A 10,520-nucleotide genomic window follows, 5' to 3' on the forward strand; every position below is an offset into this window, starting at 1 on the left:
TCACGGGCGACACAGCGCGCGAGCGGGTCGGGCTAGGCGGTGTAGCGCTCGGGTTCCTTGTCGTCCCGATGGAGATAGGGCGGGGCCGAGGGCAGCTGAGCCATCGCCTGGGTCGGCTCATCGGCCGGTGACGTCGGGGGAACCGTGACGGGGGCTGCGGCGGGTGCCGCGTGCTTCTCGTGGTGCTGTTGCGCGACCCACTGGTCCTGCTCGGCCTCCAGCTGGCCCGTCGGAGTCGCGGACTCGAAGCGCCAGCGCTCGAGATCGCCCGCGAAGATGCGCTTCGCGCGGCCGGGCTTGTTCTGCCACTCGATGAGCCGGTCCCGGAACTCGGCGACGACCGGGTCGAGCTGGTAGCCGAAGGTGGCGGAGTTCCGCTTCATCTCGGCGAGCTGGTGGGTGGCCCAGTTGGCCGCGATGCCCGCGCCCTTGACGGGCAGCAGTCGCACCTGGATGTCGGCCTGGCCCACGGCGCGGTCGCTCAGAACCTGCTCACCGGGGGTGAGCGAGTTCCAGACGGAGGCCTCGGTCGCGGCATCCACCAGCGCGGCGATCGCCGACGCCTTCTGCTGGCGGTCGGTGCGCGCGAGCACGCCGCGCACGGTGCCGCGCGCGATCCAGGCGGCGATGAGGCCGGAGAGCACGATGCCGACGAACAACACCGCGACGGCGAAGAGCAGAGGCTGGTTGTCGGGGTCGCCGACCCAGCTCACGAAGTCGTTCCATAGCTGCATGCGGTGAGAGTACGACGCGCGCTGTTCGCGCCCGGGAACGATCTGCGGCGTGCCGTCGTTTGAGAGCATGGACATGACTTCACGAAAGGGGTCCACAATGCAGACCTTCGTCCTCGCAGGCGGTTGCTTCTGGTGTCTCGACGCGGTCTACCGCACCCTGCGCGGCGTGAGCGACGTCGTCAGCGGCTACACCGGCGGCACCGTGGCGAACCCGAGCTACGAGCTCGTGTGCACCGGAACCACGGGCCACGCCGAGGCGGTCGCCGTCACCTTCGACGAGACCGAGATCCCGGCATCCGTCATTCTTGACGCGTTCTTCACCCTCCACGACCCGCGCCAGCTGAACCGCCAGGGCGCCGACGTCGGCACGCAGTACCGCTCGGCGATGTTCTACGCCGACGACGAGCAGAAGAAGCTGTTCGAAGAGGCCATCGAGCGGGCGAACGACATCTGGGGCGGCGGTGTCGTGACCCAGCTCGAGCCGCTCGGCGAGTTCTATCGCGCCGAGGAGTACCACCAGGACTTCTTCGCCAAGAACCCGGGCCAGGGCTACTGCCTCGCGGTCGCGCTGCCCAAGGTCAACAAGGTGCGCAAGGCGTTCGGCGAGTACGTGCGCGCCGCGTAGTTCTGCGGATCATTCCCAGCACAGCCCCCGGATCGGCGGATTCGTCCCCGATCCGGGGGCTTCGTCGTGCGAGCGGATGCCTGCCCCGATCACACTCGTGGAACCGCGCCTCTTCGGCGCCGATCAAGGAGGTTCCGCAATGAGTTCGAGCATCACCGTGCGCGGCTTCGCCGCGACCCAGCCCAAGTTCGTGATCGTGAACGGTCTCAGCATCTCGAGCTTCCGTCTCGGTTCGTCCGAGCGGCGCTTCAACCGCACCACCGGCGGGTGGGAGAGCGGCCCGACGAGCTGGTTCAGCGTCAGCTGCTTCCGCGAGCTCGCCACCAATGCGTTCGCGAGCATCAACAAGGGCGACCCGATCATCGTGACGGGCCGGCTGAAGGTCAGCGAGTGGAGCGCGGGCGACAAATCAGGCCTCGACGTCGAGATCGAGGCAGACGGCATCGGCCACGACTTCCGGTGGGGCAGGGCCCTCGGGTTCGCGAAGAACAACGGCAAGCCGAGCGGCGGGAAGGACGACGGCGGCCAGCCCGTCGAAGACGACCAGACGCCGCCCGACGAGGCAAGCGGCGACGCACCGTGGGGAGCGCCCGGCATGTCGATCGGGGCCGCCAGCGTCGCCGACGCGGGCGAGCCGACCGCGCTCGGGCTCGCCGAACTCGGTGCCGAAGCGGGCGACGCGAGTGACGAGGCGCTCGCGACGACGCCGCCGTTCTGAGGGGGCACGAGGCGCGGTGCATAGACTCGACCGAGGTCGGCCGCCGGGCCGGTCGGTGAGGGGGGATCGTGCAGTTCGCTCGTGCCGCAGCCGTGTTCGCAGCCGCAGGGCTCGCGTTGGCGCTGGCCGCCTGTACGAGCGACGGCGGGCAGGCGGTAGCGCCTACCCCCACAGCCACGGCGTGGACGGTGCAGGCGACGGCCGGCGCCACGCCTGGTGCCGGCCCCGCCGAGTTCCGTGCGAACGCGTCGGCTGCCGACAACCGGCCGGCGTTCGATGCCGTGATCCGCGCCGTGCTCGCCGGGAAGCCGAATGCAGACGGGGCGGCCGTGACCTCTGCGCTCAAGTCGGCGGGTTTTCCGATGAGCGCGACGCAGGTGACCGACAGCAAGACGTCCGCCGACCTGCAACCCGGGTCGATCATGGTCGGGGTGAAGATCGGCAAGGAGTGCCTGGTGGGGCAGTGGGGCAGCGCAGTCGACGGCTACCAGTCCGCGGTGACACCCGTGCTGGGTTCGGGTGGCTGCCTCATCGGCGGCATCCCCGCCGTCGGCTGACGGTCGCACGGGCGAGGCCTTTAGACTCGATCAACGTGGCTGACTACATCTATTCCATGGTCCGCGCCCGCAAGGCCGTGGGCGACAAGGTGATCCTCGACGACGTGACGATGGCGTTCCTGCCCGGGGCGAAGATCGGCGTGGTCGGCCCCAACGGCGCAGGTAAGTCCACGATCCTCAAGATCATGGCGGGGCGCGACCAGCCGAGCAACGGCGAGGCGCGTCTCAGCCCGGGGTACTCCGTCGGCATCCTGATGCAGGAGCCCGAGCTCGACGAAGACAAGACGGTCCTCGAGAACGTGCAGCAGGGCGTCGGCGCCATCAAGGCGAAGGTCGACCGCTTCAACGAGATCTCGGCGGCCATGGCCGACCCCGACGCCGACTTCGACGCGCTGCTCGCCGAGATGGGCACCCTGCAGGAAGAGATCGACGCGGCCGACGCCTGGGACCTCGACTCGCAGCTCGAGCAGGCGATGGACGCGCTGCGATGCCCGCCGTCTGACGCGATCGTGAGCGTCCTCTCCGGCGGTGAGAAGCGCCGGGTCGCGCTGTGCAAGCTGCTGCTCGAGAAGCCCGACCTGCTGCTGCTCGACGAACCCACGAACCACCTCGACGCCGAGAGCGTGCTCTGGCTCGAGCAGCACCTGGCAAAGTACCCCGGCGCCGTGCTCGCCGTCACCCACGACCGCTATTTCCTCGACCACGTCGCCGGCTGGATCTGCGAGGTCGACCGCGGTCGCCTCTACCCCTACGAGGGCAACTACTCGACCTATCTCGAGAAGAAGGCCGAGCGCCTCGAGGTGCAGGGCAAGAAGGACGCCAAACTCGCGAAGCGCCTCGACGAGGAGCTCGCGTGGGTGCGCAGCAACGCCAAGGGCCGCCAGGCCAAGTCGAAGGCGCGTCTCGCTCGCTATGAGGAGATGGCGGCCGAGGCCGAGCGCACGCGGAAGCTCGACTTCGAAGAGATCCAGATCCCGGCGGGCCCCCGCCTCGGCGACATCGTCATCGAGGCGAAGGATCTGAAGAAGGGCTTCGGCGACCGTGTGCTCGTCGACGGCCTGAGCTTCACGCTTCCGCGCAACGGCATCGTCGGCGTCATCGGCCCGAACGGCGTCGGCAAGACGACCCTGTTCAAGACGATCGTCGGGCTCGAGAAGCTCGACGGCGGCACGCTCAAAGTCGGCGAGACGGTGAAGATCTCCTACGTCGACCAGAGCCGCGCCAACATCGACCCGAACAAGACCCTGTGGGAGGTCGTCTCAGACGGGCTCGACTACATCCAGGTCGGCAAGACCGAGGTGCCGAGCCGGGCGTATGTCTCGACCTTCGGCTTCAAGGGCCCCGACCAGCAGAAGAAGGCCGGCGTGCTCTCCGGCGGTGAGCGCAACCGCCTGAACCTCGCCCTCACGCTCAAGGAGGGCGGCAACCTGCTGCTGCTCGACGAGCCGACCAACGACCTCGACGTCGAGACCCTGTCGAGTCTTGAGAACGCGCTGCTCGAGTTCCCGGGCTGCGCCGTGGTCATCACCCACGACCGGTGGTTCCTCGACCGCATCGCGACCCACATCCTCGCCTATGAGGGCACCGACGAGGAGCCGGCGAACTGGTACTGGTTCGAGGGCAACTTCGAGGCCTACGAAGAGAACAAGGTGCAGCGACTCGGCGCCGATGCGGCGAAGCCGCACCGCAGCACCTACCGCAAGCTGACGCGCGACTGATGAGCAAGCGGATTCACGTTCCGACGGTCATGCGCTTCAGCGACCTCGACGCGTACGGGCATGTGAACAACGTGGCCATGCTGCGCTTCTTCGAGGACGCGCGTGTGCAGGCCTTCTGGGCCGGTGACCCCGACGAAGAGGGGCACCTCGAGCCGGGGCCGTTCGCCGACACGGCGGTGCTGCGCTCGCGCCCAGGCGAGGGCACGCTGACGGTGCTCGCGCATCAGGAGATCGAGTACCTGGCGCAGATCCCATTCCTGCGCTCACCGCTCGACCTGCAGCTCTGGATCGGGCGCATCGGCGGTGCAAGCCTCGACATGTACTACGAGATCTACTCGCCTGTCACCGCGAAGGATCGCGTGCTGTATGCGCGAGCGGCGACGACGCTTGTGCTCGTGGATGCCGAGACCGGGCGGCCTCGTCGCATCGGAGCCGCCGAGCGCACCGCCTGGGAGCCCTACCTGGGCGAGCCGCTGCAGTTCCGCCGCGGCAGCAGCCGCAGCTAAGCGCGAGCGAGCCCGGCGGCGTCCGCCAGCACGGCGTCAATCCACCGCCGCCGGGCAATGCCCCATCGCGCGGCCCCCGCGCGGCACCCGCTTCCTAAGCGCTGAACTCCAGGCTCGCGCCGTTCACGGTGACCGTGACCTCGTCGAGCGGCAGCGACGCCGGGCCGTGAATCGCCTTTCCGGTGAATGCGTCGAACTTCGAGCCATGGCACGGGCAGTGCAGCTCTTTGCCCGCGGCCGCGACAACGCACCCCTGGTGGGTGCACACAGCGGTGTGCGCAACGAACTTCCCGGAGCTCGGCTGCGCGATCGCGACGGCCGGGTCCGACTGCGAGCCGGTCTGCACGACGACCGAGCCGCCGACGGGCACCTGCGACGCAGGGACCGAGAGCTTTCCGGCGGCATCCTTCGTCGGCTTCACATCGCCGCCCGTGTCGCCGGGAGCCTCGCCGTTGGTCGGGGAACACGCTGCGAGAGCGAGCGCGGTGGCGCCAGCGCCGGTCATGGCGAAAGCGGCACGGCGGGTGATCCGAGTCATGGGGGAATCCTGCCGCGCCAGCCTAGGCGCCCGCTGTGCCGCCGACGGGAGCTTCGCCGTGCGCCTCGCCCTCACGGGGAATGCGCAGCATGCCCTCTTGTGCGACGGTCGCGGCCAGCGCGCCATCTTGCCGGTAGATGCGGGCGTGGGCGAGCCCGCGGCCGCCCTGGGCGCTGGGGGAGTCCTCGACGTAGAGCAGCCACTCGTCGGCCCGCGCGGGGCGGTGCCACCACATGGCGTGGTCGAGGCTCGCCATCTTGAGGCCGGGCGTCGCCCAGGCGGCGCCGTGCCGGCGCAGCACCGGCTCGAGAATCGTGTAGTCGCTGGCATATGCCATCGCCGCGCGGTGCAGCACCGGGTCGTCGGGAAGCCGGGACTTCGCCCTGAGCCAGACGGCCTGATGAGGCATCCGCTCGCCCGTGTCGTCCAGCGGCAGATAGACGGGCGCATCGATGTAGCGGATGTCGAACGGGCGCGCCTCGGTCCAGAACTGAGCGGCCGGGTGCTGGATGCCGGCGAGGTGATCGCTCACCGTCGGCAGCGACTCGGGCTCGGGCAGCTCGTCGGGCATGTCGACCTGGTGCTCGACGCCGTCCTGCTCGACCTGGAACGACGCGATCAGCGACATGATCGGCACGCCGGACTGGAACGTCTGCACGCGCCGCGTCGAGAACGAGCGACCGTCGTGGATGCGGTCGACGCCGAGCGTCACGCCGAGACTCACGTCACCGGGCCGCAGGAAGTAGCCGTGCAGCGAGTGGATGATCCGCTCATCGGGCAGGGTGCGCGACGCTGCGATGATCGACTGGGCGAGCACCTGGCCGCCGAAGACGCGCCCGTGCGGCATCCACTGGCTGGGCCCCGTGAAGATGTCTTCGTTGGTGCGCGCACCCGTGTCGGTGAGATCCAGAGCCTGCAGCATCGCGGAGACCGGGTCCATGTCTCGTAGTCTATTCAGTGCCCATGAGTTCGACTTTCTCGCTCGACGACGCCCTCGCCGTCTCCGATCTGCAGACCTATCTGGGGCGCGCCGGGCGTGTCGAAGACGGGTCTGTCCGTCTCGTCGCCGCGGCCGGCGTGCTCGCCGCCTATACGGCCGTGCTCTACCCGCACGGACTGCTCGACCAGACCCCCACCGTGCTCGGCCTGCGCACCTTCCGCACCGGCCCCGGCGTCGAGTTCGACGCGGTCGTGCCGACGCGCTCGCTGCTCGACCGACTCGCTCGCGCCGAGCCGAGCGAGATCCGGCTGCCGCTCGAGGTGTCGACCGTCACGTGGGCGGGCATCTCACCACCGCGGGGCGGCTGGCAGCGTGTGGGGGCGACGGATGCCGCACTGCTGCGGCGCGTCGCCGCAGACGGCGTCGCCGAGGTCGCTCGGGCGATCCCCGAGGGAACGGGTGAGCAGCTGGTGTGGCGGGTGCGCGGCTCGGTCTGGGGCGCCCCCATCGACGAGCTGGGCGACGTCGCAGCCGGCGTCGCCTTCGCCGCCGATTCGCTGGGGTTCCTCGGCGACGACGGCGAAGAGGTCGCGATCTTCGAGACCGGGCCGTGGACGCGCCTCTCGATGCGCCGCGGGCACGTGCTCGTGAAGCGCGCGGCCTGGTCGCTCAGAGGTTAGCCGCCACCGCACGCCCCGCGATGCGCCCGCTGAAGAGGCACCCGCCGAGGAAGGTGCCCTCGAGCGCGCGGTAGCCGTGCACGCCGCCGCCACCGAATCCGGCGACCTCGCCCGCGGCATAGAGCCCGGGCAGCGGCTCGCCGTCTGCGCCGAGAACCCGTGCCGACAGGTCGGTCTGGATGCCGCCGAGGCTCTTCCTGGTGAGGATGTGCAGTTTCACGGCGATCAGGGGGCCGGCCTTCGGGTCGAGGATGCGATGCGGTGTGGCGACGCGGCCGAGCCGATCGCCGAGATAGGCCCGGGCGTTGCGGATGCCGGCGAGTTGCGGGTCCTTGCTGTACGGGTTGTCGAGCTCTCGGTCGCGCTCGCGCAGCTGCTGCTCGACCAGGGCGGTGTCGAGCGGGGCGGTGTCGAGCGGGGCATCCGTCTTCGCCCGCATGCCGGCGAGCAGCTCGGGCAGGGTGTCGGCGACCACGAAGTCCTCGCCGTGCCGCTTGAACGCCTCGACAGGCGGCGGCGCGCCGGGGGTGACGCGCTTGAGCACCCGCCCCCAGTCCTTCCCGGTGAGGTCGGGGTTCTGCTCGCTGCCCGAGAGGGCGAACTCCTTCTCGATGATCTTCTGCGTCAGCACGAACCAGGTGTGGTCGTAGCCGGTCTTCTGGATGTGCTCGAGGGTCGCGAGCGTGTCATAGCCGGGGAAGTTCGGCGCCGGCAGGCGGCGCCCGGTGGCGTCGAACCACATGGACGACGGCCCCGGCAGAATGCGGATGCCGTGCAGGGGCCAGATCGGGTCCCAGTTCACGATGCCCTCGGTGTAGTGCCACATGCGGTCGGTGTTCACGAGCCGGGCGCCTGCGGCCGCCGCGATCTCGAGCATGCGCCCGTCGACGTGCGCCGGCACGCCCGAGATCATCGTCGCCGGCGGAGTGCCGAGCCGCGCGGGCCATGCCTTGCGCACCAGCTCGTGATTCCCGCCGATGCCGCCTGTCGCGAGGATCACGGCGCCCGCGCGCAGCTCGAAGTCGCCCACGACCTCGCGGTTCGAGGGATGCCCGCGCTCGACGTCGTCGGGGGCGAGCACCGCCCCGCGGATGCCGGCGACAGCGCCGCCCTCGACGATGAGCTCATCGACGCGGTGGCGGTGGCGCAGCACGACCCGCCCGGCCGCCGCGGCCGTCTTCACGCGGTCGGCGAAGGGCTGCACGACACCGGGCCCGGTGCCCCACGCGATGTGGAAGCGGGGAACGGAGTTGCCGTGGCCGCCTGCCGAGCCGCCGCCGCGCTCGGCCCAGCCGACCAGGGGGAAGATGCGGATGCCCTTCGAGCGCAGCCACGCGCGCTTCTCACCCGCGGCGAACTCGAGGTAGGCATCGGCCCAGCGCCTGCCCCACTCGTCGCTGTCGCGATCGAACCCGGCGGACCCGAACCAGTCCTGACGGGCGAGCTCGAGCGAGTCGTGCACGCCGAGGCGGCGCTGCTCGGGGGTGCCGACGAGGAACAGGCCGCCGAACGACCAGAACGCCTGGCCGCCGAGGGCCGCGGCGGGCTCCTGGTCGACGAGGGTCACGCGCTTGCCGGCCTCGAGCAGCTCACAGGCTGCGACGAGCCCCGCGAGGCCGTGGCCGACGACGATCGCGTCGGTGGTGTCATGTGCAGAGGGCTCCGTTGCCCTGACAGCGCTCACGCCTCGAAAGTATTCACCATCGCGTGGGCGGCACGCTCGAGGTAGGCCCAGAGTGTCGCGTCCTGCAACGGCGGCAGCTCGAGGGCATCGACCGCCGCACGCATGTGCGCGAGCCACCGGTCGCGCGCATCGGGGTTCACCTTGAAGGGCGCGTGCCGCATGCGCAGCCGCGGGTGGCCGCGCTGCTGCGAATAGGTCGTCGGGCCGCCCCAGTACTGCTCGAGGAACAGCCGCAGCCGCTCTTCGGCGGGCCCGAGGTCGGCCTCCGGGTACATCGGCTTCAGCACCTCGTCGCGGGCGACGCCCTGATAGAAGGCGTGGGCGAGTTTCGCGAAGGTCGCCGAGCCGCCGACCTGGTCATAGAACGACCCACCGGCCTGCTCGCCGTTCTCGGCGGCCCGCAGCATGATCGGCTGCGGCTGCGGCTGCGATTCGCTTTCCGGGCTCACAGTTCCTCCTCTGGCGGGTTGACCTGCGGCGGCCCGTCGGTCGGCTTGCGCCGGATCGTGCGCTTCTTCGGCTTGGTCGGCTGCGCCGGAATCGGCGGCAGCGGCCGGGTGCGCGGCGGGTGAGCCCCGTTCACCGATGCGATGCTCTCGAAGCCGGTGAGAATGGGGTTGGACAGCTCAGGCACGGTCACCCCGGCCTCTCGCGCCGCCGCGAACACGCGGGCGTTGAGCTCGTGGGCGACGTCGTCGCGCGCGGTCGAGCGCGTCTTCACCGCGACGCGCAGCACGATCATCTCGGCCGAGATCGACTGGATGCCCCACACCTCGGGCTTCTCCATGATGCGCGGCCGCCACTTCGGCTCGCGAGCGAGCGCCTCGGCCGTCTCGAGCAGCTGCTGGCGCACGGCGTCGACATCGTTCTCGTAGCCGACGCCGACGTCGACGATCACGCGGCTCCAGCCCTGCGACATGTTGCCGACGCGCAGGATCTGGCCGTTGCGCACGTACCAGAGGGTGCCGTTCACGTCGCGGATCTGGGTGGTGCGGATGCCGACGGCCTCGACGACGCCGTCGGTGGCGAGGCTCGCCATGCCGGCCTCGACGATGTCGCCGACACCGAGTTGGTCCTCCATGACCATCAGCAGGCCGTTGAGGATGTCGCCGATCACGTTCTGCGCGCCGAAGCCGAGCCCCGCGCCGATCGCGGCCGAGAGGATCGCGAAGGAGGCCAGCACGTCGGGTGCGAGGAAGTGCAGCACCAGCAGCAAGGCGATCACGCAGATCACGACATTGGAGATGTTCGTGAGCACCGAGCCGAGGGTCCTGGTGCGCTGCACGACGCGCACGGTGGCGACGGGCGACACCTGCAGCGCCTGGGTCGTCTCGACCCCCTGCGACTTCTTCACCGTGGTGACGATGCGCTGCACGATGTGGCGGATGGCGATGCGCATGAGCCACGCGGCGATGATCGCGCCGAGCACGATCAGCACGGCGGAGCCGAAGCGGAAGATGACCGTGCCGAGCGGCGTGTCGAGGAAGTCGCTGAATCCGTTCGTCGCGGTGTCTACGGGAGTGGCGCTCTTCATATGCCGCTCAGTCTACGAAGCGGACTTCGCCGAGCCCTGGGTTCCGCTCACGAGGCCGTGCTCGTAGGCGAAGATGACGGCGTGAACGCGGTCGCGCAGCCCGAGTTTCGCCAGCACGCGGCCTACATGGGTCTTCACCGTGGATTCCGTGAGGAACAGCTCAGCGGCGATCTCGGTGTTCGACAGGCCCCGGCCGATGGCGACGAGGATCTCGCGCTCGCGCGGGGTGAGCGCGGCCGCGGCATCCGCCCGCTCGCGCTCGCCCGGCAGCTGGGCGCCGAACAGC

Annotated in this window: 13 protein-coding genes; 6 read left to right on the top strand and 7 right to left on the bottom strand. The window is 70.0% G+C overall.

All coding sequences use genetic code 11. The annotated features are described in order from the left end of the window. Nucleotides 1-32: 32 nt before the first annotated feature. The gene (locus ACM2XV_RS02025; protein ID WP_487025824.1) at nucleotides 33-809 is read right to left on the bottom strand and encodes a hypothetical protein; all 777 of its coding nucleotides are present in this window, start codon (nucleotides 807-809) and stop codon (nucleotides 33-35) included. A 22-nt stretch (nucleotides 810-831) separates the two neighbouring features. Between ACM2XV_RS02025 and msrA the strand changes: the two genes are divergently transcribed. The 5 genes from msrA (at nucleotide 832) to ACM2XV_RS02050 (ending at nucleotide 4,858) form a co-directional block, all read left to right on the top strand. Beyond that, nucleotides 832-1,359 carry a peptide-methionine (S)-S-oxide reductase MsrA gene (gene msrA / locus ACM2XV_RS02030; protein ID WP_487025825.1) on the top strand — a complete coding sequence of 176 codons (528 nt, stop codon included), beginning with the start codon at nucleotides 832-834 and terminating at the stop codon, nucleotides 1,357-1,359. A gap of 139 nt (nucleotides 1,360-1,498) precedes the next feature. Continuing rightward, complete coding sequence (locus ACM2XV_RS02035; RefSeq protein ID WP_487025826.1) at nucleotides 1,499-2,077, top strand: single-stranded DNA-binding protein; 579 nt, start codon at nucleotides 1,499-1,501, stop codon at nucleotides 2,075-2,077. A gap of 68 nt (nucleotides 2,078-2,145) precedes the next feature. Beyond that, a complete protein-coding gene (locus ACM2XV_RS02040; protein ID WP_487025827.1) occupies nucleotides 2,146-2,634 on the top strand; it encodes a DUF6993 domain-containing protein in 489 nt (162 codons plus the stop codon). A gap of 35 nt (nucleotides 2,635-2,669) precedes the next feature. Continuing rightward, nucleotides 2,670-4,352, top strand: a complete 1,683-nt coding sequence (gene ettA, locus ACM2XV_RS02045) for an energy-dependent translational throttle protein EttA (protein WP_344777303.1) — start codon at nucleotides 2,670-2,672, stop codon at nucleotides 4,350-4,352. Then, nucleotides 4,352-4,858, top strand: coding sequence for an acyl-CoA thioesterase (locus ACM2XV_RS02050; RefSeq protein WP_487025828.1), 507 nt, complete (start codon nucleotides 4,352-4,354; stop codon nucleotides 4,856-4,858). The genes ettA and ACM2XV_RS02050 overlap by 1 nt, the downstream gene beginning before the upstream one ends. Nucleotides 4,859-4,952: 94 nt before the next feature. On the opposite strand, the gene ACM2XV_RS02055 is transcribed toward ACM2XV_RS02050, so the two are convergent. Both ACM2XV_RS02055 and ACM2XV_RS02060 read right to left on the bottom strand, forming a co-directional pair. Continuing rightward, the gene (locus ACM2XV_RS02055) at nucleotides 4,953-5,396 is read right to left on the bottom strand and encodes a QcrA and Rieske domain-containing protein (RefSeq protein WP_487025829.1); all 444 of its coding nucleotides are present in this window, start codon (nucleotides 5,394-5,396) and stop codon (nucleotides 4,953-4,955) included. Nucleotides 5,397-5,418: 22 nt separating this feature from the next. Further along, nucleotides 5,419-6,336, bottom strand: coding sequence for an acyl-CoA thioesterase (locus tag ACM2XV_RS02060; protein ID WP_344777310.1), 918 nt, complete (start codon nucleotides 6,334-6,336; stop codon nucleotides 5,419-5,421). A 23-nt stretch (nucleotides 6,337-6,359) separates the two neighbouring features. Between ACM2XV_RS02060 and ACM2XV_RS02065 the strand changes: the two genes are divergently transcribed. Beyond that, nucleotides 6,360-7,016 carry a DUF8185 domain-containing protein gene (locus ACM2XV_RS02065; protein ID WP_344777312.1) on the top strand — a complete coding sequence of 219 codons (657 nt, stop codon included), beginning with the start codon at nucleotides 6,360-6,362 and terminating at the stop codon, nucleotides 7,014-7,016. On the opposite strand, the gene ACM2XV_RS02070 is transcribed toward ACM2XV_RS02065, so the two are convergent. The 4 genes from ACM2XV_RS02070 to ACM2XV_RS02085 all read right to left on the bottom strand — a co-directional run. After that, nucleotides 7,006-8,700 carry an FAD-binding dehydrogenase gene (locus ACM2XV_RS02070; RefSeq protein ID WP_487025830.1) on the bottom strand — a complete coding sequence of 565 codons (1,695 nt, stop codon included), beginning with the start codon at nucleotides 8,698-8,700 and terminating at the stop codon, nucleotides 7,006-7,008. The two genes, ACM2XV_RS02065 and ACM2XV_RS02070, sit on opposite strands and share 11 nt — an antisense overlap. Further along, on the bottom strand, nucleotides 8,697-9,107 hold the full coding sequence (locus ACM2XV_RS02075; RefSeq protein ID WP_344778388.1) for a globin: 411 nt from the start codon (nucleotides 9,105-9,107) through the stop codon (nucleotides 8,697-8,699). Before ACM2XV_RS02075 ends, ACM2XV_RS02070 begins: the two co-directional genes overlap by 4 nt. A 38-nt stretch (nucleotides 9,108-9,145) precedes the next feature. Next, nucleotides 9,146-10,234, bottom strand: a complete 1,089-nt coding sequence (locus ACM2XV_RS02080; RefSeq protein ID WP_344777314.1) for a mechanosensitive ion channel family protein — start codon at nucleotides 10,232-10,234, stop codon at nucleotides 9,146-9,148. 12 nt (nucleotides 10,235-10,246) lie between these two features. After that, the coding region (locus tag ACM2XV_RS02085; protein ID WP_487025831.1) for a response regulator transcription factor at nucleotides 10,247-10,520 on the bottom strand (274 nt) is incomplete at its 5' end.

This window comes from Gryllotalpicola sp. CP2-P1, from assembly GCF_057512245.1.

Excerpts from the sequence above, each read along its gene's own strand:
- ACM2XV_RS02025 (WP_487025824.1), bottom strand. The coding sequence starts at position 809 with ATGTCCATGCTCTCAAACGACGGCACGCCGCAGATCGTTCCCGGGCGC.
- msrA (WP_487025825.1), top strand. The coding sequence starts at position 832 with ATGCAGACCTTCGTCCTCGCAGGCGGTTGCTTCTGGTGTCTCGACGCG.
- ACM2XV_RS02035 (WP_487025826.1), top strand. The coding sequence starts at position 1,499 with ATGAGTTCGAGCATCACCGTGCGCGGCTTCGCCGCGACCCAGCCCAAG.
- ACM2XV_RS02050 (WP_487025828.1), top strand. The coding sequence starts at position 4,352 with ATGAGCAAGCGGATTCACGTTCCGACGGTCATGCGCTTCAGCGACCTC.
- ACM2XV_RS02055 (WP_487025829.1), bottom strand. The coding sequence starts at position 5,396 with ATGACTCGGATCACCCGCCGTGCCGCTTTCGCCATGACCGGCGCTGGC.
- ACM2XV_RS02060 (WP_344777310.1), bottom strand. The coding sequence starts at position 6,336 with ATGGACCCGGTCTCCGCGATGCTGCAGGCTCTGGATCTCACCGACACG.
- ACM2XV_RS02065 (WP_344777312.1), top strand. The coding sequence starts at position 6,360 with ATGAGTTCGACTTTCTCGCTCGACGACGCCCTCGCCGTCTCCGATCTG.
- ACM2XV_RS02075 (WP_344778388.1), bottom strand. The coding sequence starts at position 9,107 with ATGCTGCGGGCCGCCGAGAACGGCGAGCAGGCCGGTGGGTCGTTCTAT.
- ACM2XV_RS02080 (WP_344777314.1), bottom strand. The coding sequence starts at position 10,234 with ATGAAGAGCGCCACTCCCGTAGACACCGCGACGAACGGATTCAGCGAC.